The 24,598-nt window shown below is 66.0% G+C and carries 15 protein-coding genes and 2 pseudogenes; 8 read left to right on the top strand and 9 right to left on the bottom strand.

The genetic code is table 11. The annotated features are described in order from the left end of the window. Nucleotides 1-2: 2 nt before the first annotated feature. Together ITJ57_RS17110 and ITJ57_RS17105 are read right to left on the bottom strand one after the other, a co-directional pair. Complete coding sequence (locus tag ITJ57_RS17110; protein WP_194671202.1) at nucleotides 3-683, bottom strand: DUF4391 domain-containing protein; 681 nt, start codon at nucleotides 681-683, stop codon at nucleotides 3-5. Then, nucleotides 676-3,948: a helicase-related protein gene (locus ITJ57_RS17105; RefSeq protein WP_194671201.1), complete on the bottom strand. Its 3,273-nt coding sequence runs from the start codon at nucleotides 3,946-3,948 to the stop codon at nucleotides 676-678. Before ITJ57_RS17105 ends, ITJ57_RS17110 begins: the two co-directional genes overlap by 8 nt. A gap of 704 nt (nucleotides 3,949-4,652) precedes the next feature. Between ITJ57_RS17105 and ITJ57_RS19890 the strand changes: the two are divergent. The 4 genes and pseudogenes from ITJ57_RS19890 to ITJ57_RS17090 all read left to right on the top strand — a co-directional run. Continuing rightward, nucleotides 4,653-5,036, top strand: a pseudogene (locus tag ITJ57_RS19890) (Swt1 family HEPN domain-containing protein); the annotation flags it as partial. 165 nt (nucleotides 5,037-5,201) lie between these two features. Continuing rightward, nucleotides 5,202-11,243, top strand: a complete 6,042-nt coding sequence (locus ITJ57_RS17100; RefSeq protein WP_228507319.1) for a DUF3320 domain-containing protein — start codon at nucleotides 5,202-5,204, stop codon at nucleotides 11,241-11,243. Nucleotides 11,244-11,518: 275 nt separating this feature from the next. Further along, entirely contained in the window at nucleotides 11,519-13,309 is a 1,791-nt protein-coding gene (locus ITJ57_RS17095) for a DUF262 domain-containing protein (RefSeq protein WP_194671199.1), read from the top strand. Nucleotides 13,310-13,468: 159 nt separating this feature from the next. After that, the gene (locus ITJ57_RS17090) at nucleotides 13,469-14,035 is read left to right on the top strand and encodes a hypothetical protein (protein WP_194671198.1); all 567 of its coding nucleotides are present in this window, start codon (nucleotides 13,469-13,471) and stop codon (nucleotides 14,033-14,035) included. 63 nt (nucleotides 14,036-14,098) lie between these two features. On the opposite strand, the gene ITJ57_RS17085 is transcribed toward ITJ57_RS17090, so the two are convergent. The 4 genes and pseudogenes from ITJ57_RS17085 to ITJ57_RS19525 all read right to left on the bottom strand — a co-directional run. Further along, the gene (locus ITJ57_RS17085) at nucleotides 14,099-15,949 is read right to left on the bottom strand and encodes a hypothetical protein (RefSeq protein ID WP_194671197.1); all 1,851 of its coding nucleotides are present in this window, start codon (nucleotides 15,947-15,949) and stop codon (nucleotides 14,099-14,101) included. Nucleotides 15,950-16,084: 135 nt separating this feature from the next. Beyond that, nucleotides 16,085-16,888, bottom strand: coding sequence for a DUF2510 domain-containing protein (locus tag ITJ57_RS17080; protein ID WP_194671196.1), 804 nt, complete (start codon nucleotides 16,886-16,888; stop codon nucleotides 16,085-16,087). Nucleotides 16,889-17,033: 145 nt separating this feature from the next. Then, a complete protein-coding gene (locus ITJ57_RS19530; RefSeq protein ID WP_228507549.1) occupies nucleotides 17,034-17,465 on the bottom strand; it encodes a VOC family protein in 432 nt (143 codons plus the stop codon). 21 nt (nucleotides 17,466-17,486) lie between these two features. Further along, nucleotides 17,487-18,341: pseudogene (locus tag ITJ57_RS19525) on the bottom strand (LysR family transcriptional regulator); the annotation flags it as partial. A 160-nt stretch (nucleotides 18,342-18,501) separates the two neighbouring features. On the opposite strand from ITJ57_RS19525, the gene tdh reads away from it, so the two are divergent. Both tdh and ITJ57_RS17065 read left to right on the top strand, forming a co-directional pair. After that, complete coding sequence (tdh, locus tag ITJ57_RS17070; protein ID WP_194671194.1) at nucleotides 18,502-19,614, top strand: L-threonine 3-dehydrogenase; 1,113 nt, start codon at nucleotides 18,502-18,504, stop codon at nucleotides 19,612-19,614. A gap of 65 nt (nucleotides 19,615-19,679) precedes the next feature. Then, nucleotides 19,680-20,849 (top strand): glycine C-acetyltransferase, encoded by a 1,170-nt coding sequence (locus tag ITJ57_RS17065; protein ID WP_194671193.1) that lies wholly within the window; start codon nucleotides 19,680-19,682, stop codon nucleotides 20,847-20,849. Nucleotides 20,850-20,864: 15 nt separating this feature from the next. Here ITJ57_RS17065 and ITJ57_RS17060 read toward each other — a convergent pair whose 3' ends face one another. Further along, nucleotides 20,865-21,404, bottom strand: a complete 540-nt coding sequence (locus ITJ57_RS17060; protein WP_194671192.1) for a GNAT family N-acetyltransferase — start codon at nucleotides 21,402-21,404, stop codon at nucleotides 20,865-20,867. 14 nt (nucleotides 21,405-21,418) lie between these two features. Then, nucleotides 21,419-21,601 (bottom strand): hypothetical protein, encoded by a 183-nt coding sequence (locus tag ITJ57_RS17055; RefSeq protein WP_194671191.1) that lies wholly within the window; start codon nucleotides 21,599-21,601, stop codon nucleotides 21,419-21,421. 359 nt (nucleotides 21,602-21,960) lie between these two features. Here ITJ57_RS17055 and ITJ57_RS17050 point away from each other — a divergent pair, with 359 nt between their 5' ends. Together ITJ57_RS17050 and ITJ57_RS17045 are read left to right on the top strand one after the other, a co-directional pair. Further along, nucleotides 21,961-22,770, top strand: a complete 810-nt coding sequence (locus ITJ57_RS17050; RefSeq protein ID WP_194671190.1) for a MerR family DNA-binding transcriptional regulator — start codon at nucleotides 21,961-21,963, stop codon at nucleotides 22,768-22,770. Between the two features lie 56 nt (nucleotides 22,771-22,826). Continuing rightward, complete coding sequence (locus tag ITJ57_RS17045) at nucleotides 22,827-24,149, top strand: GNAT family N-acetyltransferase (protein WP_194671189.1); 1,323 nt, start codon at nucleotides 22,827-22,829, stop codon at nucleotides 24,147-24,149. Between the two features lie 45 nt (nucleotides 24,150-24,194). On the opposite strand, the gene ITJ57_RS17040 is transcribed toward ITJ57_RS17045, so the two are convergent. After that, the gene (locus tag ITJ57_RS17040) at nucleotides 24,195-24,572 is read right to left on the bottom strand and encodes a bleomycin resistance protein (protein WP_194671188.1); all 378 of its coding nucleotides are present in this window, start codon (nucleotides 24,570-24,572) and stop codon (nucleotides 24,195-24,197) included. Nucleotides 24,573-24,598 lie beyond the last annotated feature (26 nt).

The raw sequence follows: 24,598 nt of genomic DNA, 5'->3' as shown, positions 1-24,598 counted from the left end.
GGTCATCCTCTGGTGTTCGGTGCATGGGCGGTCAGTTCCGCGAGTCTCGCCTCACGGTCCTTGAGCTGCCTGCGTAGGTCGATTTTGCGGTTCAGTTGAGGCTCGGCGCGCAGCCTCTTCTCTAGAGCGGTGATCTCGCGCCGGAGCTTGTGTGCCTCGTTCATTCTGCCGGTGGCGGCGGACACCGATTCACCGTCTCTGGTCTGCAGGGGCAGCAGCTTGGTGATGATCGCCTCGTAGAGGCCGACGAGGTCGATCGCGGTGGGCAGCGGGTCGCGGGGCGAGTCGACGGGAGCCCAGCCGGTCGTGAGGTAGGTTCCGATCCGAGGCATCGTGCCTCCGAGACTCTTCTGCGCCGCAGTCATGCGTACCCGTTCTTGGCCGGCAATTTCAAAGATCACTGGGTAGTGGATGGACCTGTCGATCGCGGCGAGTACGTCGTCTGCGACATCCTTGCCCTTAGTCTCGATGGTGAAGACCTGGATCTCGGGAACCGCCCCGCTACCCGCGAGGTGGATGGTGATATCGGCGAGCTTGTACGCCCACGTGATGCGATGGACGTCGTCGACGAACTTCTCACGCAGGGCCCCAGGGACATCGCCACGTTCGTAGAACTTTGTCTTCGGTACGGATTTGCCAACTTCAGCACTCGCTGGCCACCGGTACAGCGTGGGCTCAGGCATCCGCTGGTTCCCTAACGATGGCGAGGAATGCGATCAGCTCGAAGTCATCGAGCCCGTCGATGGCCTGCATGAGCGCGGTGGTGTGGCCAGGGCTGAAGAGGCTGTCGAGGTCACGCTCTTCGGTGACGTCGATCATCGAGCGGATCGCTTCGGTGAGCAGATGCGAGTACCTGCCCATGTCGGCGCCGTCGCGGGTGGCACCGTTGAAGACGCGACACACCTCCCACGCTGGCTCGTCGCGGTTGCGGCATCCGGCGCGAATGAGATCGAGCAAACGCTTGACCTCCGTGTGGTCGGCGATCACTTGTCCCTCATCGTCTAGGTAGACGAGGTAGAACGGGTGCAGGCGGTTCCCGCGGTTGAGGTGTTCGTCGGCCTTGATGTTCCGCATCGCAAAGAGGGCACCGGGCTTGAGCCCCAGCGCCGCCTGCGCGGGTATGACGGCATGTAGGCCTTTGGGTGTGGCAACGAGGTCGCCGTACTCCTTGACGTACCCAAGGAGATCCATCCGGAACTCGTTGAGGCCCAAGTCGGTGATTGATACGCCGGTGCGGACGTCTTCGAGTTCGATCACCTCGTCCTGGAGCTTCCGGAGCTGCTCCTTGCGGAAGGCGGCGTCGCCGGAGTCCGGATCAAGAATATTGTCATCGCCAGTGCCGCCAAGGTTGGCGGCGACCATGCGGTTCTCGACACGATCCTTCAGATTGATGTACTCATCAAGGGAGATATCGGGCCAGAAGTTGACGAGCTGGATGCGGGCGTTGGTCGACCCTATTCGATCGATGCGTCCGAAACGCTGAATGATCCGCACCGGGTTCCAGTGGATGTCGTAATTCACGAGGAAGTCGCAGTCCTGGAGGTTCTGGCCCTCGCTGATGCAATCGGTTCCGACCAGCACATCGATCTCGCCTGTCTCCTCCGGCATCACTACACTTCGCTGCTTCGACCGTGGCGAGAACATGGTTAGGACCTGCTGGAAGCCGTAGCCCTTACCCAACGTCGTTGACGGGTTGCCCTGGCCTGTGACGAGCGCGGTGTCGTGACCGAACTGCTTCAATGTCGGCGCGAGGTTCTTGTACAGGTACTCAGCGGTGTCAGCGAAGGCCGAGAAGATCAGCACCTTCCGGTTGCCGGCGTTCAGCGGTTCGGCGAACTTGTCGCTAATCAGGTCTCGAAGCGCAAGGAGTTTTGAGTCGTGGTCGGGGGTGATGCCGCTGATCCAGTGGAGGAGCTGCTGGATGACCTTGCCGTCGTTGACCAGGTCACGGTTCCACGAATCGATATCTATGTCGGCGAGGCTGATCTGCGCCTTCTTACCGACGGAGCCGCTGGTCGGAAAGTCGAAGTCGTCATCGTCAGCATCGATGTTGGTGAATGAGGACAAGATGTCGGCGATGTTCGCCGCGTGGTTATCGATGGCTTCGATCGCCTCGCCAACGGTGTGCTCGAGACGGCTGAGCGTGAGCCGGAACGCTTCGACGCTGCTCTCCAACCGTTTCAGGAGGTTTACCGTCATGAGCTTGCGGATGCCTTGTTCGCGACTGGCTGCACCAAGATTGGCAGTCTGCCCGCCCATGTAGTTCGTTCCTGCGCCCGCACCGTAGAGCTGCTCGTACTTCTCTCGCCGGCTCGGGAACACGTAGGAGATCGGCGTATACACGGCGAGGGTGAGCAGCTGGATCTGCTCGAAGATCTCGTTGAACGTCGGAGCGTCGTTGAGGTCGGTCAGCGGCGGCCGGATCGAACGCGGCTTGAGTCTTTCCGGGAACGCGCCGATGTCGGCGGTGTCGTAGAACGCTTGGATGTGCTTGCGGGAGCGCGCGATCGTTACGGCGTCGAGCAGCTCGAAGAAGTCGAAGTCGAGCCGGGCGAGGATTGCATCCGCCGTGCGTTCCTCCGGATCGAGGTCGGACCAATCGTTGAACACTCGCTGTGCCTGCCGGAACACCTCCTCGACGGTCGTCGAGAGGTTCAGCTTCGCGGACAGCTGTTCCGAATCGCCTTCGTAGGCAAGCGCGAGCTGGTTGCGCAGATCGTTGAACCGGTTATTGACGGGGGTGGCCGACAGCATAAGGACCTTCGTCTTCACACCTTCGCGGATAACCATGCGCATAAGTCGCTGGTAGCGCGTCTCGCGTTCGGCGACGTAGTCGGCGTTGCGGAAGTTGTGCGACTCGTCGATCACGACGAGGTCGTAGTTGCCCCAGTTGATGAGGTCGAGACGCTTGCCGAGTGACTCCCCGCCGTCGCGGGAGAGGTCGGTGTGCGCGAGGACGTCGTAGTTGAAGCGGTCTTTGGCGAAGATATTTGTCGTGTAGTTGGAGTTATAGTTTGTCCAGTTGTCGGCGAGCTTCTTCGGTGCCAGCACCAGCACCTTTTTATTTCGCAACTCGTAGTATTTGATTACCGCCAGCGCAGTGAAGGTCTTGCCGAGGCCCACGCTGTCGGCAAGAATGCAACCGTTATAGGTCTCGAGCTTGTTAATGATGCCGGTGGCCGCATCCTTCTGGAAGTTGTACAGTGCCTTCCACACCTCGGTGTCTTGGTAGCCAGTCAGGTCGTTCGGCAGGACGTCTTCGCTGATGTCGTCGAGGAACTCGCTGAATAGGTTGTACAAGATGAGGAAATACACCCGCTGTGGCGAGTTTTCCGCGTAAACGCTTGCAATATGCTCGCGCACCGTCTCGGTTACATCGTCTACCTGAGCGGGGTTGTGCCAGATCTGGTCGAAGAGTTGGATGTACTGCTGCGTATACGGGGCGTCGTCGATCTTCTGCACCATGTTCGACACAGCAGGACTGCGCTCATAGCCGAGGTCCGCAGTCGTAAACCCTTGAAGCGGCGCGTATGCCGCGGCGTCATCGACCACAGCGAAAGACTGCATTGGGGCGCCCGTGTGATTCGAGCGGAACGTCACCTTCTGCCTCACCCACTCCGCACACTCCCGCGCGATTGCCCGCTGGGTCAGCTTGTTGCGAAGCCTGATCTCGAAGTCCGAACCGTAGAGGGTTGCGTCACGGTTCGTGTCACTCGGTATGAAGAACTGCCGCTTCTCGGGTACCGGCTTGTTGGTTGCCTTCGCGGTCGTGAACGACGGCGCCGTGAAGATGAACTCGAGCGCGCCGACCGACTGTAGTTCTTCCTTGAGCGCCTCGAACGCGAAAATCGAGAACGTGCTCGCCGCGATGCGCAGCTTCGATCCGGGCTTGATCGATGCCCGAAGGTCATCGCCGAGTAAGTCATTGAGGTTATCGATGATCCGCACGACTAAGCTCCCTCGCCAAACGTGCCTACGTTACGGACTCGTCCATCCAAGCCGCTTGTCGGAAGACTCCAGGGTTGACGGGCTTCGCGATTGAACATTGCCCTATCGGCTATCGATGTGTGGTTTGTGTCCTTAGTTGTGCCGAAGGCATGTGCATTGCTAACAGTCGAGAACCAGGTTTCAGCCATGCGGACTCCTCGATGCAAGTTGAATCTTAACTTTCCGGATGTCTCAGACACTACCGGGTGGGAGTATCTGTGAGCGGGGAGCCAGGAAGCGGCTCCCGGCCACGATCAGCGATGCCACCAGGCGGTAGTCCTTCACCCAATGCGCGCGATGGAACCGCGCCCCCCCCCCCCGGTGGTCTCCTCGGCCACCCGAGCGCGACATCCGGCGCGAAGCCCGCGTGCGCTGCGATCCACGACTCGTCCGCGAGCTCGGCCGCCGACACCGACGACCCTGCCGCGAGCGGGTGGTCCGCTGACAACGCCATGTCGAAGTCGTGCTCGCCGAGGATCAGCACGTGAGCAGACGGCGACAGCTAGATGTCGCATCCCTTCGTTAGGGTCGGTGTAGTCGACCTGAACCTAGGCGCCTGTGGAGGCCAGATTTTTTTGGGACGCAGGCCGGTTGGAAGTTGGATGCCGAAATGGCCGCCGACTCCGTCTCGCAGGCGAACGTGATATCGCAACGCGCGCGACCAGATGAAAGGCCCGCACGTGGACGCTTCTGAACTCAACTCCGCCGTCGGCCAGGGGCTGGAGCAGCTTGGGTTGGGGCTTCGCCCCGTCGTCGAAGGTGCGTTCGCCGAGGCGGTGCCCGGTGTCGAGTGGACTCGGATCATCGAGGAGAAGGACCGCGCGGCCGGGAGCGGCCACGGGCGGTACTCGGCGACCGACGTGTCACTCATGCTCCGGGCGATGACCGAGCGGATCGGGGAGCTGGGGTACCCGTTCGACCGCATGCTGTCGCGGAGCGCTCGCGGGTATGCCAGTGAACTTCGGGAGGTTCGAAACGCCTGGGCCCACAACACCGGGTTCACAGAGCAGTCGGCGTATCGGGCGTTGGATTCGATGCAGTTGTTGCTGGAGAGCATTGGAGCTGCGGAGCAGGCTGCGGTTGTGGGGGAGTTGAAAGGGCGGGTTTTGGTTGGCCCTTCGACAAGCTCAGGGACCGATGGAGTTGCGTCGGCCGAAGCGGGAAGCGTCGGCGAGATGGGCCCTTCGACAGGCTCAGGGACCGAGGGGGTCGCGTTGACAGGAGAAGCCAGCGAAAGCGAAGCGGAAGATGGGCAGAGCGCCGAAGGCACCGCATCCGCCGCAGCTCCCGCCTCCGTCTCCATCCGCGTCAGCGCGACGCCGACGCTCAGCTACGCGATGGCGCACTGCAGCATCGCGGTGATCGACGAGATCGTCCTCGAGAACCACGGCGGGGAACGCCGGGCGGCGTCCGTCGAGATCGACGTCGTCACCGCCGACGGCCCCCTCGCCGACACCAAGGTGCTCCTCGCCGACCTCGGCGAAGACCGCACCACCCTCCTCCGCAGCCCCGAGGTCCTCCTCGACCCACGCCGCATGCTCCTCGTCGAAGAACAGCGCCCGGGCGTCATCCGCGTCACCGTGCGCGACGCCGCAGGCACCCAGCTCGGCACGGTCGAGAGCCCCGTCACCGTGCTCGCGTCCAACCAGTGGATCGCCGCACCCGTGCAGCTCGGCCTCGAACTCCTCGCCGCCCACGTGCAACCCAACGCCCTCGTCGTCAGCGAGCTCATGCTCGAGGTCTCCGACCTTCTCGACAAGCAGACCGGCAACAGCTCCCTCGCCACCTACCAACTCGACGACCCTGCCCGCATCGACGCCATCGTCGCCGCCGTTTGGGACGCCGCCCGCGCCCGCGACATCCGCTACGCCGAACCGCCCGCCAGCTGGGGCCAGAGCGGCCAGAAGGTCCGCACCCCCGAGGAAGTCCTCACCAGCCACCTCGGCACCTGCCTCGACACCACCATCCTGCTCGCGTCCGTCCTCGAAGCCATCGGCATCCACCCCCTCCTCTGGCTGCTCAAGGACCACATCTTCCTCGGCTACTGGCGCGTCCAGACCACCCTCGACGTCGTCGCCAGCACCGACGTCTCCGAAGCGGTCAACTCCCTCGAACTCGGCCGCATCGGCGTCGTCGAGACCACCATGCTCACCGGCACCTCCGCCACCTTCGCCGACGCCTCCCGCCGGCCCCACACCGAACACCTCGCCGGCCCGCTCGACGACTTCATCGGCATCACCGACGTCGTCCAGGCCCGCCTCCGCAAGATCTACCCGCTGCCCAGCCGCCGCATCAACGCCGAGGGCGAACCCGTCGTCACCCTCTACCAGGCACCCGAAGCCCGCGCCCTCACGCAGGACGCCCCGGCCGCCACCGAGTCGACCGCCGCCGGCCACGGGCCCGACGTCCCCAAGCGCGTCTCCACCTGGAAGAACGCCCTCCTCGACCTCAGCCTCCGCAACAAGCTCATCAACTACACCGACCGCTCCGGCTTCGAACTCGCCGTCCCCGGCCCGGCGCTCGGCCGCCTCGAGGACAGCATCAACCACGGCACCCCGCTCACCCTCGTCGCCTCCGACAGCGTCGCCACGATCGACCAGCAGCGCGGCATCCGCTTCGGCCGCGACCTCGACGAGAGCGACCGCATCACCTTCCTCGACGACAAGAAGAGCGCCTTCATCGACGTCACCCAGGCCGCCTACCCGACGAAGCTCCGCGCCCTCGCCTACAAGGCCAAGACGATCGTCGAGGAGACCGGCGCCAACAACCTCTACCTCGCGTTCGGCATGCTGAGCTGGCGTTTCGGCGACCGCGATCTCCGCTCACCGCTCGTCCTCGTGCCGGTCACGCTGACGACGACGAGCCGCGGCTCCTCCTACCGTCTCACCCTCGACGAGTCGGGCTCGTCCACCCCGAACTACTGCCTGCTCGAGAAGCTGCGGCTGAGCTTCGGCCTCGAGATCCCCGGACTCGCCAACCCCGTCGAGGACGGCTCCGGCATCGACCTGCCGGCCGCGTTCACCGCCGTGCGCCAGGCGATCGTCGACGCCGGCCTCCCGTTCCGCGTGGAGGAGACGGCGTCGCTGTCGATCCTCCAGTTCGCGAAGTACCGGCTGTGGAAGGACCTCGACGAGAACTGGGAGACGCTCGCCTCCAACAGCCTCGTCGACCACCTCATCAACTCGCCGCTCGAGGCCTACGCCGACCCCACGCCCGCGCAGACCGACACCGACCTCGACCGCCTCGGCCTCGACTGCCCGGTCGCCGCCGACTCCTCCCAGCTCGACGCCGTCGCCGAAGCGGTCGCCGGCCGCACCTTCGTGCTCGAAGGCCCTCCCGGAACCGGCAAGTCGCAGACCATCACCAACCTCCTCGCCCGCTCGCTCGCCGAGGGCAAGAAGGTCCTCTTCGTCGCCGAGAAGCGTGCGGCGCTCAACGTCGTGAAGCAGCGACTCGAAGACGTCGGACTCGGCGCGTTCTCCCTCGACCTCCACGACAAGGGCGCCAGGCCCAACGTCGTCCGCGCGCAGATCAAGACCGGCCTCGACCTCCGCACGAAGGCCGACATCGACGCGCTGAGCACCAACCGGGAGCTGTCCGAGTCGGGTCTCCGCACCCTCACCCGCTATGCCGACCGCCTCCACGAGGTCAACGCCGCCGGCTTCTCCCTGTACTCCGCACGGAGTCGCCTGCTCGCGATGGACCACGACCTCGTCCCCATGGCGATCCCCGAGCAGCTCGTCGCAGCCGGCACGCCCCAGGCCTTCGAGGAGCTGCGGCAGGTGTTCCGCGAGCTGCCCGAGCGCTCCGACCTCGCGCGCCCGAGCACGACCCACCCGTGGGCGTTCCTCGACGGCCCCTCGGCTCCCGGGCTCGACGCCGCGACCGTGCAGCAGGCCGCCCGTGCGATGAACGCCGCCCTGGCCTCGACGCTCGACGCCGGCCTCCCGATGGACGCCCTGCGTCTCGCGTCGCGACCCGACCTCCTCGGCCTCTGGTCGACCGCGGTCGCCGCTCCACGCCTGCCGATCGGCGCGCTCATGGCCGGAACCAGGCCCGAGGACTTCTCTCGCCTCGACGAGGCCCTCGCTGCCGCCGAGCAGCTCCGCGACGCCCAGGCCGAGTGGCGCTCGACCTTCATGCCAGCCATCCTCGATCGCGACATCGCCGGACCGCTCCACGCCGCCGAGCAGGCTGCGGCGTCGAGCTTCTTCGGTCGGAAGAAACGGCTGCGAGCGGTGCTTGCCCAGCTGAGCGACGTGCTTGCCGTCGACGCGACCTCGTTCAAGGTGAAGCAGCTCGTCCCGCAACTCACCGAGGCGAAAGCCGCGCAGGACAGCCTCGTCCAGCTGCGCGGCGCGCTCCGCTCGACAGCCCTGCCGCTCGTCGGAGACCGCTGGAACCCGCTCGTCGAGCCGACCCAGCCCGTCCGCGAACTCCTCGGCTGGTACCGCTGGCTGTCGGAGGGCTTCCGCCTGCCGGGCACGCCCGACGACGAGTTCATCACCGCCGTCCGCGACCACTACGCCACGACCCAACCGTCGCAGGAGACCGCCCAGGCGCTGACGACGCTCGCGGGCACGTGGAGCGAGTTCCTGCGGGCAGCGTCCGTCATTGCCGAGCGCCTGTCGGCGTGGTCGGGTGGTGAGGGCTTCCTGCAGGCCTGGTGGTCGACACGCGACGCCCGCCGCCTCGACGCCGCCGAGCCCGTCGTCCTCGAACGCTGGCTCGACCTCGTCCGGGTCATCGAACCGCTCCGCACCCACGGGCTCGACGACGTCCGCGCCGCGATCCTCGCCGGTCGCATCGAGACCGAGGACGCGACGCTCGCGTTCGAGAAGGGCCTCGCGCAGGCGTCGATCGACGAGCGCGAGCGCACCACCACGCTCGACGCCTTCGACGCGACTGCCCACAACCGCAGCGTCACCCGCTTCACCACGAGCGTGAAGGCCGTGCGTGAGGAGCTGCCGCGGGCGATCCCGGCGTCCGTGCTCGGGCTGCGGACGTTCAGCTCGCAGTCGGAGAGCGGTCAGGTCGGCGGGCTCCGTCGCCAGATCGATCGCCAGCGCGGCGGCATGAGTGTGCGCGCGTTGCTCGAGAACTTCGGCGAGCTCATCACGCAGATCATGCCGTGCACGCTCGCGAGCCCGGAGTCGGTCGCGCGGTTCTTCCCGGCCGCCGCGGAGCTGTTCGACATCGTCGTCTTCGACGAGGCGTCGCAGATCCGGGTCGCCGACGCGATCGGCGCGATGGGGCGTTCGCGCTCGGTCGTCGTCGTAGGCGACAGCAAGCAGATGCCGCCGACGACGTTCGCGGAGGCCGGCGCGACGATCGACGATGAGGCCGACTACACGAGCGAGGTGTTGCAGGACGAGGAGTCGATCCTCTCCGAGTGCGTGCAGGCGCGGGTGCCGAGCAAGTGGCTGTCGTGGCACTACCGCAGCCAGGACGAGTCGCTCATCGCGTTCTCGAACCACCACTACTACGACAGCCAGTTGTCGTCGTTCCCGGCGCCGTTCGCGGGTGCGGGCGACGGCGGGGTCGAGGGTCACGGGCTGGCGTTCGTGCGGCTCGACGGGCAGTTCGAGCGTGGCGGCCGAGGCAAGTCGCTGCGGACGAACCCGGTGGAGGCGCAGGCGATCGTCGAAGAGATCACGCGCCGCTTCGCCGCTTCGCCGGATGAGACGCCGTCGCTCGGGGTCATCACCTTCAACGCGCAGCAGCGGACGCTCATCGAGGATCTGCTGCGCGACAGCACCGACCCGCGGATCGCGACGGCGCTCGACGAGCAGGACGGCCTCTTCGTCAAGAACCTGGAGAACGTGCAGGGTGACGAGCGCGACACGATCCTGTTCTCGATCGCGTTCAGTGCGAACGAGAAGGGCGTGATCCCGCTGAACTTCGGGCCGCTCACGCGAGCTGGTGGCGAGCGGCGGTTGAACGTCGCGGTGACGCGAGCTCGGAGACAGGTGGTGCTGTTCGCGAGCTTCGACCCGTCGGAGCTGCGGGCGGAGCAGACGTCGTCGATCGGCATCAAGCACCTGAAGGCGTATCTGGAGCTGGCTCAGCGGGGCAGCGACGCGGCCGGGGAAGACGGTCGTCGTCAGGCGATCATCGACCGCCACCGTGACGAGATCGCCGACGAGCTGCGCTACGCCGGGCACGCGGTCCGGACGGATGTCGGGTTGTCGGACTTCCGGGTCGACATCAGCATCGCGACCGAGGCGGAGCCGGACCGACCGCTGGTCGCCGTGCTGCTCGACGGGGCGTCGTGGCGTGAGCGACGGACGGTCGCCGATCGCGACGGACTGCCGATCGAGGTGCTGAGCGGCCTGATGCGGTGGCCGGGCGTCGAGCGCGTGTGGCTGCCGGAGTGGCTGCACCACCGCGAGGAGGTGCTGGACCGGTTGGTCGCGGCCGTGGAGGCTGCGGGGCAGCGGGCTGCTGCGGGGCGTGCGGTGGACGTGTCGGCTGCTGGTGAGTCGGAGCAGGCCGAGGTGGCTGCTGGAGACATCGACGCGGCCGTTGGCGAGTCCGCCGGGGGTTCGGATGCCGTCCCGCCCGTGCGGAGTGCGCGCGTTCGGGAGTGGTCGGAACGGCTGGCGTCGCTGGAGACGCTCTCGGAGTTTCGTGAGCGCAAGGTCGGTGCGGCGCAGCCCGTGGAGGTGGTGCCGGTGGCGGACACGTCTGGGCGGCACCCCGAGCTCTCGGAGTACCAGCCCTGGGGTGCGCCCACGCTGGGGTCGATAGAGGTGCTCGATCGTCTGCCGGGTCGGCCGTCTGTCGTCGCGGTGCAGGGCGCGATCCGTGCGGCGGTGGAGGCCGAGGGGCCGATCCATCTGACGCGTCTGGCGAAGCTGGTCGCGGGTGCGTTCGGTCTCGACCGGGTGGCCGGTTCGCGGGCCAAGTCGATCCTCGACAAGGTTCCGGCCGAGTTCCTCGGTCGCTCCGACGAGCCCTTCGCCTGGCCGACGGAGATCGATCCGCTCACCTGGCGAGGAGCGCGTCGGTCCTCGGCTGATGCGCCTCGTGCGGTCGAGCACATCTCCTTGGTGGAGATCGCGAACGCGATGGCGATCGCCGCGGAGCAATCCGCCGGCCTCTCGCCCGACGAACTCCGTCGCGAGACCCTCGCGATCTTCGGCGGCAAGCGAGTCACCTCCGCGGTCGGTGCCCGCCTCGACGAGGCCCTCGAGTTCGGGCTGTCTTCCGGGCGGCTGGACCGCAGTGGTCCCGACACGATCGTCCCCAAGTAAGCGGGCTGTTCAGGACCGCTGCGAGTGCCGGATGGAGATGTCGGTCCCGGGCTGACTCCATTCGGCAGCTAGGACTATTCGAAGAAGTCGGCGTGCCGCCAATCATCGTCAAACGCTGCTTGGATGCGGATCGCCTCGGGGAAGAGCGAATACTCCGCCGATGCCCAGGCCATCGCTAGGGTACGTATGGATACGCCAACAATGCGGGCGACCGAGTAAGGCGCGAGGGCGCCATTGAACCTGGCCTCTACGCACGAGATATGAAGGATCGACCAATGGCGAAGTACACCGTCCAGCAGCAGCCCGTCGACACGATCCTGACGTGGGTCAAAACCGGCCAGGTCGCCATCCCAGAGATGCAACGACCGTTCGTCTGGGATTCGACGAAGGTTCGGGACCTTCTCGACTCCCTGTACCAGGGCTTCCCCGTCGGATACCTGATCACCTGGCAGAGCACAGACGTCGGTCTGAAGGACGGTTCGAGGTCGAGCTTCAAGCAGATCCTGATCGACGGGCAGCAACGCATCACGGCGATGACTGCGGCACTGGTCGGACAGGAGGTAGTCGACAAACGGTACAAGAAGAAGCGCATCAAGATCGCGTTCAACCCAGTGACTGAGGCCTTCGCGACCCTCACCCCATTCCTCAGCAAGGACCCGGAGTGGATCTCTGACGTCTCCGAGTACGTGGGCGCTGAGTCAGCGTACTCGGCGACCAAGCAGTACATGGAGGCGAACCCGGCGGTCGACCACGGTCAGGTCGAGCGTGCTCTCAACCGTCTGAGCGCGATCAAGAACGCACAGGTCGGCATCATCACCTTGAATGAGGATCTGGACATCGAGACGGTGACGGAGATCTTCATCCGAATCAATTCCAAGGGCGTGCCCTTGAGTAGCGCCGACTTTGCAATGAGCAAGATCGCGAGTCACGGGGAACTTGGGTCAAACCTCCGGAAACTGATCGACTACTTCTGTCACCTTGCTGTAGCGCCGCACGTCTTCGCCGACATATCGCAAAACGACCCCGCGTTCGCCCGCTCTGGTTACATGGAAAAAATCGCATGGCTCAAGGACGACTCCTCGGACCTCTTCGACCCCACGTACACCGACCTTATCCGGATCGCAGGAATCAAGGAGTTCAAGCGAGGGCAGGTTGCGGCTCTCGTGAGTGTCCTCTCGGGCCGTGACTTCGAGACGCGGAGCTTCGACGAAGACATCGCCGTGGAGGCGTTCGATCGGCTCGAGAGAGCGCTGATTGAAATCGTCAACCAGTACAGCTTTCAACAGTTCACCATGACCATCCGGTCCGCTGGCTTCATCGCTCCCCGGTTGATCTCGTCGACCAACGCCCTTAACTTCGCCTACGCGCTGTACTTGCATCTGAGAAGCGAGAAGACGCTGAACGAGAGCCAGGTGAAGAACTACGTTCGCAAGTGGTTCGTGATGTCCATTCTCACCGGTCGCTACACGAACTCTGTAGAGACCGCGTTCGACGCCGACATAAAGAGAATTGATGAACTCGGCATCGCAACAGTGCTGGACAACGTCGAACGGTCCGTGCTCTCTGACTCTTTCTGGGAGGTGGCGCTCCCAATGAGCATGGAAACGTCGAGCCCTCGCAGCCCATACTTCCTGACGTTCCAGGCGGCGCAGGCACACCTGGGCGCGAAGGGGTTTCTGTCAAAGCACATTTCCGTCAGCAACATGATCGAGGGCGCGGGCGACATTCATCACCTCGTCCCTCGCAATTACCTGGCGACGCACGGCGTGCCCGATCGCGGGGACTACAACCAGATCGCGAACTACGCGCTCGCCGAGACCCCGATCAACATCGCGATCAAGGACCAGGCTCCTACAACTTACCTGGCACGGGTCGACGCGCAGATCGAGGACGGCCAATTGCGGCTCGGAGAGATCACCGACGCGGCAATGCTCCAGGAGAACCTCGCAGCGAACGCTATCCCTGAGGTTCTTCGCTCGACGACCGCGGAGTCATACCCGGCGTTCCTCGAGGCACGACGCCACCTGATGGCCGCGTACATACGGCGTTACTACGAGGGTCTATGAGCTGCCAGAGACGCAAACGATAACTGTGTGATCGCGTTCGCTCGGGCAGATGACGACCTCTGCGATTGAGATCGGGCGGAGCTGTCGCGACATTGCGGCGAGGACGAGCCGTGAAGGTCGGTCGTTCTCTGGGCTAAGAATTCTGAGAGAAGGACACTGATGCTGCAGACAACCCTGTTCTGGGGTCTGGAACCTGGAGATCTTGCCGGTTGGGCTTCCGTACTGATCACGCTTGGCTCAAGTATCGTCCTCATCTTCGTCTGGGTTCACCTTCGTAGGCGTGAACGCCGACTCGCTCTCGCTGAGCTGCACCTCTCCATAACGACAGGCGAGACTGCCGAAGCGCGCGACCTGCTGGGGTCGCTGTTTTACTCGCCAGCCGAAGACGGGCCGAGCCGAAGCGAGTCGATTGCCGCCTACTTCAAGTTGATCTGGGCGGTTCAACGAGCGCGAAATGTATTCCACGCGTACAAATTCACGTGGACCACCCTGGACACAGCGCCGTCCCGACTTGCCTCGGATTCCCGCAGAGTCAGTGATGCCGAAAGGATCATGAGCTGGAATCTGATCGAGATGGCCCGGAATATCGTGATGTTGCACGATGAGTACGGAATCGATTGGTCAATCCAAGACGAGGATGCATGGAGGGAGATGGCGAGCTATATGGACACGGACGCGATCCGTCGGCAGCTCGTGCGCGAGAACTCAGGCGCGACTTCTGAGTAGCGGGCTACTGAGCCAACGGATCGCCGCCCGGGACGAGGCATGTTGCCCAGTGGCTGAAGCTTCCTAACGCCCGTCCCGCACAAACGCCGTGATCCGCCCGAGGAACGGATCCGGCGTGCTGGGCATGGTCCCCGGCTCAAGCCCCTGATCCCGCAGGTATCTCAGAGCACGCTCGACAGCTTCGATCTTCCGCTTCAATTCCTTGAGGCCTGCCGAATTCTCGTCCGAAAATTCATCAAGTCGCTCGTGTTCGCGGCGCACCTCCATTTCCGTTTCGACCAGCACCCTCCAGACAGTGGGGTCCGAATCGAGATGTTGCAGTTCGCGGAGTATCTCCGCGGTCAGCCGGCGTTCGATCACCGCTTCGAAGGTCTCGGCTGACGTTCCTGCACTCGCCAGTCCGAAGGCGATTCCCCCGCCGCCTGCGGTGGCGAGTGTGCCGGCCGTGAGCAGTCCGCCAATCATGCCACCCGGTCCGAAGCTCGCGAGCGCACTGGTGATGACGGCCGCACCTGCGAGACCGGGCGCGGCCGCAAGGGCCAAGCCGCCGGTCGCTGCGACGATCGCAGCTGCTCCGACGCCGATCGCTCCCCACTTGACCCAGTTCACTGCGCGCGGGCCGCCCAGGGCCTCATGCGCGCGCTTCCCGGCCTCGAACACATCGGTGCCGAACTGACTGCCGAGCCCCATTTCGGCAGCGAGATCCTGCATCGCGGATCGCCATAGATTCCTGGACAGTTCGATCTCGAACGGCCGGATGACGTTCTCCGAAGCAAGTACTGTCAACAGCACGACGGCTTCGTCCTTCGGGAGGTGGAAGCTAGGGAGCGGCTCTGGAACACTCGCGTCCGGGTCGGACACGTCGAATGCGAGCCTCGCTATGGGCGTTGGTATTTGCCGCTTCTCGCTCGCGTTCCGCTGCGCTATCAGGTCGATCGTCGTCGCCTGTACTTGCCGAAGCGCGCCCGTGTACCGATTCTTCTTGTCGCCATCCAGCTTCGACGTCATGAGGTTCGCGTAGCGCAGGGCGACTAGGGCGAGCAGCTCAGGGTAGTCCAACGGTACGTCGAGGCTGTTTTCGAACACCTCGACATCGGTCGACCGGGATCCGAACAACGCGAACCCGATGCTTTCGGCGACGACCAGGTCGGCGAGATAGGCGACTGCAGCGTGGGCGGGGATGCCGAGCTGCTTCGTGTTGATCCGGAGGTCGATCAACCAGGGGAAGACGGACGACACTCCCCGATGAGCGGCCACGGGATCGCCGAAGTTCCAGAAGTTGACCCACCACGCTAGGTTCGTTGGAGGTTCCGCCATCGAGGTGCGCAGCTTGTCGACGTCGAAACCACCGTGTGCCAGAGGGCTTCCGATCGTCACCGTGCCTGTCACTTCAACGCCTTGGGGCAGGCGACGGAGGAGGTCGGCCGCGATCACGGATCCGAGGCTGTGGCCCACGATGACGATGGGTCCGGATTCGGGAAGCTGCGCGAGTATCCGGTTCAGGATGTGTGCGCGAATCTGGAGGTCGGAGATGTACTTGCGCGCTTGCTCGAGTAGCGGCAGGACGAGACTTACCCCGACGGCCGCGTCGACAAGACCTTCGATGCTGGGCGTCACGTGGCCGCGATCATGGCGACCAAGGCGGAACTCAACAGCTCCGACGCGTCGTTCGAAGTCTCGGCGATTCTGTTTCGCTGCTTCGCGAGGTGGCTGCTTGACCTTCACCCCGGGCAGCGGCTCCTTTTCATCCCAGTCCTTCAGCGCGTGAGAGTATTGCGGCGCCACGACCCGGACTGCGTCCAAACCTGGGTACCCGAGCCCTAACAGAGTTTCATTGAGCGGGACTTTCCAGGCACCGTCCAGATCACCTTTCCCTACTCCGTGGAGAAACAACAGGGTCGGTGTGCTCGGCATAGTTGACTCCATTTGATTGATTGCAGATGAGTGCGGCCGGCTGATGTGACGAGAGCCTGGTGAGTTGCGTGATGGCGCTCATCTCCGTGGTCGAACCAACGAGAGCCGCGCCTCATTCGTCCGGCGGAGTGCTGGTCACACGGCCCGAGCGCCGATATCGCGCAGCACAGCGGCCGACGCGCGGACGCCGTCCATCGCGCCCTGGATCGTTGCCGGATCGCCACCCGCGACTGCGGTCGTCAGTGCGTCGAGGTTCGTCTCGAGCCCGACGAGAGCAGGAGCCCACTCGGCCGCGACGGAGACCGGTACATCGAGCGACTGCAGCTGACCGAGGTTGAAGCTGATCTCGACGGAGTTGGACAGAAGACGCCAGGTGCCACCCTCGGCGAGCGTGACCGCCATGTCGTCGAGGTCCTTGTCGATGTCGGCGGTGTGCTTGCTGGCTCCAGCCTGGAAGGCGGCGACATCGACGACGGCGGGTACGGCCGGCTCGGCGATGGGCTCGACGGTCGATGAGGGAACGGGCGTCTCGGTCGGAGTAGCCGACGGCACCTGAGTGGCGGTCTGGGCGACAGCGACCGGCTCGGTCCGCCCACCGTTGATCGCATTCGAGACGCCACCGACGAGCAGCAGTGAACCGACGACGGCGCCAGCGATGATCCAGCCCTTCGCCTTGCCGCTCATGCCGGTCGAAGTACCGGGCTGGGCTGCGTACGGCGACGGAACCGGTGCAGCGGCAAACGCGGGCGGCGCGGACTTCTGCAACTGGAGCGGCTGACCGGCGAGCTGCGCGGCCACCACCTGCTGTGGAGGAGCAACCGCCGCCGGAGCGGTGTGACTGGTCCAGGCAGCTCCGTCCCAGTAGCGCTGTTGCGTGGGGTTCGAGTAATCGGGGTACCAACCAGCGGGCGTTACTGAGGGCGGAGTGGTCGAGCTCATGGGGAACGGTCCTTGCATCGGGTCAGCGCGACCCGCAGCGGCGTCGTGAGATCGACGGCAGGTGGCGGACCCGAGAAATGGGCCGAGCTCAGTCTGGCGGGGGAGGGCCGGGGGTCATCAGTCCCAGAATGGGTCACGCGCCCGACTACTGATCGGGATCCGCCACCACCTCGACCTTGAACCCGGCCTCGTTCTCCAGCCAGCCCGCGAAGTGCTGTTCGCCACCGGCGTGCGGGTATCGCTCCTGGTACAACGGCTGCCAGCCGTGCTCGGGGGCCGCAGCCATGAGCGTGTCGACCGCCTCGCGCGACCCTGCTCGGAACGCGAGGTGATTCACGCCCGGCCGGCGACGGTCGTGCGAGTCGGCGCTCAGGTTCGGCGACGCCGTGAGGGTCAGGTAGGTGTCGCCGGCCTCCCAGGACTCGCCACCGGACCAGTCGCTCGCCATCGTGAAGCCGACGCGATCGAGCAACCACGCCCAGCTCGCCCGCTCCGCAGCCACGTCCGCCAACCACACCTCGACGTGGTGCAATCCGGCACCAGTCGCAACCGGCGCCGACGGCCGCGTGCGCTGCAAGGCGTCCACCGCATCCCGCAACCGCTCCAACGTCCCCGCCACCGCGACCCGCACGAGCGCATGCGGCCGCGCGAGCACGTCGATGTTGCGCGCGATCCGCACGTCCTCCAACGGGACGAGCACCAACCGCGGGTCGGCCCGCGGCGCCGTGTACCGCGGGAACAACGCCAGCAACCCGCCGCCCACGATGAGCGACGCCGCCAGGTGGTAGTCGTTCACCCGGTGCGCTCGCTGGAACCGGACACCCGCCGTCGCCTCGACCACCCCGAGCGCGACGTCCGGCGCGAAGCCCGCATGCGCCGCGATCCACGACTCGTCAGCGAGTTCCGCAGCCGACACCGACGACCTCCCCGCGAGCGGATGGTCCACGGACATCGCCACGTCGAACGGCTCGCTCAACAACGTCGTCACCGACAACTGCTCCGACGGCCACGGCTCATCGTGATCCATGCGGTGCGCGATGACGAGGTCGTACTGGTCGACGAGCTCGGCGAACTCCGGCTGCGCGACATCATGCTCGCCGAACACCAAAGCCGGGGCGGAGTCCGCGTCCCCCTCGGCCAGCAGCCCCGGTAGCAGTGCCTGCCCCGCGCTCTGGAACGCCGCCACCCGCACCCGCGCACCGGTGTCGTCGCCGTATTCGCGAACCGTCTCAGCCGCGCGGTCGATGAGCGTGTGCACGGTCCCGGCCATCTCGGCCAGTGCCATGCCGGCCTCGGTCAAGCGGATCTCACGCCCGACGCGATACGTGAGCGGCACGCCCAGCTCGCGATGCAGCGCGGCCAGTTGCTGCGAGATCGCGGGAGCGGTCACGTGCAGGTGTCGCGCGACGGCGGCGATCGTGCCGCGCTGGGCGAGCTCACGCATGATCCGCATTTGGGAGAGATTCATCAGCTCAAGCTAACTGGTCACGTGGAAACCCTCAATATTCATGACGGGTCGATCTGACTAGCGTGGTCACCAGGACAGCGCAAAGACGCCCGTCCGCGACAGCCAGTACCACCGGCCGTCGCCGCTCCCGCAGGAAGGAACGCCGTTGCTCGCCCTCTGGAAACGACCCGACACCGCCGGTTTCGAACTCGTCGAGCGCGCGATGCCGGCCATGGGCTCCGACGACGTCCTCATCCGCGTCCACCGCACCGGTATCTGCGGCACCGATCTCCACATCGAATCGTGGGACCCGTGGGCGGCCGGCGCGGTCGACGCCCCGCTCGTCCCGGGCCATGAGTTCTCTGGCGAGGTCGTCGAGGTCGGCAGTCGCGTCGCGGGGATCCCGGTCGGTGCAGCGGTTTCCGGGGAAGGACACCTCGTCTGCGGGACCTGCCGCAACTGCCGCTCCGGCCGCCGCCACCTCTGCCGCCACACCCGCGGACTCGGCGTCAACCTCGACGGCGCCTTCGCCGAGTACGTCGTCCTCCCCGCCACCAACGTCTGGGTCCACGGCGACCAGGTCACCCCCGACCTCGGCGCCCTCTTCGACCCCCTCGGCAACGCCGTCCACACCGCCCTCAGCTTCCCGATCCTCGGCGAGGACGTCCTCATCACCGGTTGCGGCCCCATCGGTCTCATGGCCATCGCCGTCTGCCGGGTCGCCGGCGCGCGCAACATCGTCGCGACCGACGTCGTCGCCGACCGACTCGAGAAGGCGCTCGCCGTCGGTGCCGACCGGGTCGTGGACGTCTCGAAGGAACGGGTCGCCGACGCCCAGGCCGCGCTCGGCATGCTGGAGGGCTTCGACGTCGGCTTGGAGATGTCCGGCCAGGCCGCCGCCGCGAGCGAACTCATCGACAACCTCAACACCGGCGGCAAGGTTGCGCTGCTGGGGCTGCCGTCGACGAACATCGAGATCGACTGGACCAAGGTCATCACCCGCATGATCACCATCAAGGGCATCTACGGCCGCGAGATGTTCGACACCTGGCACCACGCGAGCGCGATGGTCGACCACAGCCCAGAGCTCCGGCACGCCCTCGAATCGCTCGTCACCGCCCGCTTCCCGCTCGCCTCCTGGCAGGACGCCTTCGACACCGCACGCGGGGGAGCGGCGGGCAAAGTGCTCATCGACTGGACCGACACCCGCGACGCCGTCATCACCGGGGTCATCGACGAACACGTACCGGAGACGGTCGGCGCGGTCGCCGCAGCCTGAGCCGACGCCCGTCGCCCACCCAACCGAGAACCGACCAACCGCCCACTCGACCCCGAGGAGACGACATGTACGGCACCATCAAGACCCAGTTGCGCGACCAGCTCGACCGCATCGAGGCGGACGACCTCACGAAGCACGAGTTCGCGATCACCTCGCGTCAGGGCAGTCACGTCACCATCGACGGTCGTGAAGTGCGGAACTTCTGCGCGAACAACTACCTGGGTCTCGCGAACGAGCCGTCGATCGTCGACGCCGCCAAGCTGGCCCTCGACGAGTGGGGCTACGGGCTCGCGAGCGTCCGCTTCATCTGCGGCACGCAGCAGATCCACCGCGACCTCGAACAGGAGTTGAGCGCTTTCCTCGGCACGGAGGACACGATCCTGTTCTCCTCCTGCTTCGACGCGAACGGAGCCGTCTTCGGTGCGTTGTTCGGCGAGGACGACGCGATCATCTCCGACGCCCTCAACCACGCCTCGATCATCGACGGCATCCGCCTGAGCAAGGCTCGCCGCCTGCGCTACCGCAACCGCAACATGGCCGACCTCGAGCAGCAGCTCATGAACGCCGCCGACGCGCGTCGAACGGTGATCGTCACCGATGGCGTGTTCTCGATGGACGGCTTCTATGCGCCCCTGGACGAGATCTGCGACCTTGCCGACCGGTACGGCGCGCTCGTGCTCGTCGACGACTCGCACGCGGTCGGTTTCGTCGGCCCGGGTGGTCGCGGGACGCCGGAGCTGTTCGGCGTGCAGGACCGCGTCGACATCCTCACCGGCACCCTCGGCAAGGCGCTCGGCGGTGCGTCGGGTGGGTATGTGAGTGCGAAGCAGGAGATCGTCGACGTGCTGCGGCAGTCGGGCCGGCCGTATCTGTTCTCGAACAGCCTGGCGCCGTCGCTCGTCGCCGGAGCACGTCGGGCCGTGGAGCTCGCGGCCGCAGGTGACGAACTCCGCGAGGGGCTCTTCCGGAAGGCGGACCTGTTCCGTGCGCGCATGACCGAGGCCGGCTTCCGGCTGTTGGAGGGGTCGCACCCGATCATCCCCGTGATGTTCGACGACGAGCAGCAGGCCGTCCAGGTGGCTGGCCGGATGCTGGAGCAGGGCATCTATGTGATCCCGTTCAGCTTCCCCGTGGTGCCGCGCGGCGAGGCCCGCATCCGGGTGCAGATCAGTGCCGCGCACAGCGAGCAGGACATCGAGGACTGTGTGGCCGCGTTCGTCGCGGCGCGGGGGTAGGTGCCGCGCGGCTGGTCAGCGAGCGGGATCGTCGCTGGGGTCGGCCGTCGGTCGAAGGCGCATGCCCCAGACGTGACGCACCGACCCGTCTGCACCGAGGTCGTCGTTCACGCGCCGCATGCCGATTTTCTCCGCGACGCGCGCCGACGCCCGGTTGTCGGGGTGGACGATCGCGATGAGCTCTGACGAGTCCGTGTGCTCCTGCGCGAAGTCGCGGCTGGCAGCGGCGGCTTCGGTCGCGACCCCTCGACCCTGCCAAGCGGGGCTCACGTGGTAGCCGACCTCGAGCTTCAGCTCGTCGTTCACTCGCTGCCAGGTCAGACCGCAGTCGCCGACGAAGTCGCCGTCGTGGGTCTCGATGATCCAGAGGCCGAGGCCGTCCTTTGCGTAGTTGTCCTCGTTCCAGGCGATCCACGCTGCGGCTTGCTCGCGGGTCTTCGGCGCCGGGTAGAACTCCATGACGGAAGGGTCACCGAGGAGCGCGGCCATCTCGTCGAGGTCCGCCGGGGTCATCCGCCGGAACCGCAGGTGCTCCGTCTCGTGGGGAACTGGCATTGGTTGACCGGCCTCTACTGCGGCAGGCCGCGTCCGGCAGCGGCCCGGCGCTCTGCCTGCGTTTCGGCGTGATGCTTCCGAAGCGCGGACAGGACTGCGGTCCGGATGATGAAGATCCAAAGCAGCACGAACAGGATGAAGCCGAGGAGCCAAGAGGTGACGGTCAAGACGATGAGAGCTGTCGGATCGAGGTTCACCCGTGAAGGCTACCGAAGTCGTGCGTCCGGAGAGTCGGGGGGTCGCTCCTTGGAGGGCCCGGGCAGTCACGCAGGCTGCCGGTCGTGCCGAGCGGCGGTGAGGACGACCGCAACCTTCACTGACGATCCTCGTTACTGAAGGATGGCTCCCTAGCCTTCAGTAAGGGACCTGCTTAGTGAAGTTTGGCTCCCTAGCCTTCAGTAAGGGACCTGCTTAGTGAAGTTTGGCTCCCTAACCTTCAGTAAGGGTGCTCATCGACGAAGATTTTCATCCGCGGAAGGCGCTCGCAGAGATGTCGTCGGCACCAGAATAGTCCCGTATTTGACTCTCCCGTAGGGGGAGACGGGATGCTTGAAGCATGTTGCACATCGGAGAGTTCGCAGGCATGACCGGCTTGAGCGTGAAAGCGCTCCGGCACTACGACGAGAAGGGTGTGCTGGTTCCGGCCGAGGTCGATCCCGACTCCGGCTACCGCCGGTATGGCGAGGAACAGGTGCGCTCCGGCGTGATCGTCAAGGCGCTCCGCGACGCCGGCGTGCCGCTCGCCGCCGTCGGCGTCTCGGTCGCGGGTGCCGATCCGTCGACCGCCATCGACGTCCACCACCGCCTCGTCGTGGAGCAGCGGGAGCAGGAGGACCTGGCGTTCGCGCAGGCCCGATCGGTCGTCGCGTCGCTCGCCGCCCCGGTCGAGATCGTCGAGCGGACCCTCCCACCCCAGCCCTATGTCGGCCGGGTGCTCACCGTGCCGCGCGGCGATGAGGACGCCGTGACGGACGACGATGCGAACGAGCAGTTCTCGCAGCTCTACGCCGCCGTGCAAGAGGCCGGCGCCGGCCCGTCAGGAACCTTCTGGACGACCCTGCGACCCGGGGAGCAGGGCGCGGTCGAGATCGTCTGCTGCTGGCCCACCACCGAACTGCTCGAAGCGAGCTGGGGCGGCGCGGAGACCGCCGTCGACCTGCTGCCGGAACGCACCGAGCTCGCTGCGGTCTGGCGGGCCGAGCCCGGCGTCGAGCTCCCGGAGGGCTCGACGCACCCGGCGGTCGTCGCCCTGTTCGACGCGATCGCGGAACGCGGGATCACGATGCCGACCACGGAGCTCCGGCAGCGGGTGCTCGGCCAGAGCGCCGACGAGTACGCGGTCGAGGTGTCGATCACCCTGCCGTGATGCGGCGGTCAGGCGACACCTGTCGAGCTGTCAGAGCGGGTCGTTAGGCTGGAGTCGTGGCCAACAGTAAAGATTTCGACGCCCGTTACGAGCTCCGTGAGTTCCCGTTCGCGAACGGGACCGACGGTGAACCGACCCCGGAGAGCCTGGCGGCGCTCGACGCCATCGGGTTCGGCTTCCACGAGCCCACCCCGAAGCCCGAGGCGCGCAAGCGCAAGGTGAACGAGTTGATCGCCGACGAAGCGGTCCTCCTCGGTGCCTACGTCCGCAACCCGCAGCCCGGCTCGGTCGACGAGACCTGGCCCGCCGGCACGTTCTCCTGGTTCCCGAAGGCGCTCAGCTGGGGCGACGGAACGTCGATCAACACGCAGGCGGTGTCCGATGTCACGGTCCGCCCGACGGAGCGCCGCCGCGGGATCCTCCGCCGCATGATGACCCATGCACTTGAGCGCGGCGTCGCCGACGGGTATGCGATCGCGGCCCTCACCGCCAGCGAGGGGACCATCTACCGTCGCTTCGGGTTCGGCTCCGCGATCCGCGAGCGCAACGTCGTCGTGAAGCGCGCGAAAGCCTTGCCGTTCCTCGCATCGACCACCGGCATCGTGTCCGTCGTCACCCCCGAGTACCTCGCGGACGGTGTCGCGCGTCAGGTGTTCGACCGCTTCGACGAGCGCTCGATCGGTTCGATGGTCCGCAACACCGGTTCGTGGCCGCTGGTCCTCGGCACGCTGGGTCGCGATGGTGAGCCCGCGAAGGACACCCGCGCCGCGGTGCACCGCCCGGCCGACGGCCAAGACGTCGACGGGTACGTCACGTGGCGCATGGTCGAGCAGCCCGGTGGACAGACCGGCATCGAGATCATCGACCTCGTCTACGCGACGGACGCGGCTTACTTGTCGCTGTGGGAGTTCCTGCTCTCGATCGACCTCAACGACATCGTGAAGTACAACCGCGCCCGCCTCGACGACCCGATCGTCGCCGCTCTCGGCGACAACCGGGCCTACGACATCGAGCACGAAGAGGACCACGTTTGGCTGCGAGTCCTCGACCTGCCGGCCGTCCTCGCCTCTCGTCCGTATGCGGCCGACGGCTCGCTCACCATCGCGGTGACCGACGCGCTCGGCTACGCCGCGGGCACGTTCCGCCTCGAGGTGACAGGTGGTCGCGGCACGGCGACGAAGCTGAGCGACGAGATCGACACCGCGGGTGCGGACATCGCCCTCGATGTCGCCGACCTCGGCGCCCTGCTGCTCGGTGCGGTCTCCCCGGTGACCCTCGCGGCCGGCGGGGTGCTGCACGCTGCCGGCGAGCAGGCGCCGCTGCTCCTGCGGTCGATGCTGCAGACGCCGCGCGCCCCGCACGGGATCACCTTCTTCTAGGGAAGCACGTGGGCGAGCGGTCAGTGGAGGCCGCTCGCTCGCAGCTCAGTCGCGCTGCTCGATGAGGGTGAGTTGCGTTCCGTCGGGGTCGATCAGGAAGCCGGCTCGGAAGCCCCAGTCCTGCATGCGCACCGGGTGGAGTCGCGGTGCTCCGGTCGTCCGTTCGGGGACGCCCGAGCGTCGGATCGCATCGGCCAGCTCGTCGACCTCGGCGACGCGCAGGCAGCACATGAAGCTGCTGGACGCCGGGTCGAGGCCCGGCGTGGGGAAGAATTCGAGCTGCAACCCGCCCCGGACGAGGATCAGCCACCCCTCATCGCGGAAGGTCCGCTCGAAGCCGAAGGCCGAGTAGAAGGCCTCGGTGACGTCGAAGCTGCGTGACGGCAGGTTCGGCGTCGCGCGGTCGTGCTGGGTCGCGGTCATGGCATCGATGATCGCAGCGCGACGGC

The organism is Plantibacter sp. VKM Ac-2880 (genome assembly GCF_015351235.1).
GTDB lineage: Bacteria > Actinomycetota > Actinomycetes > Actinomycetales > Microbacteriaceae > Plantibacter.
The sequence above is the reverse complement of the archived record's forward strand: the minus strand, read 5'-3'. Positions and strand labels throughout refer to the sequence as shown.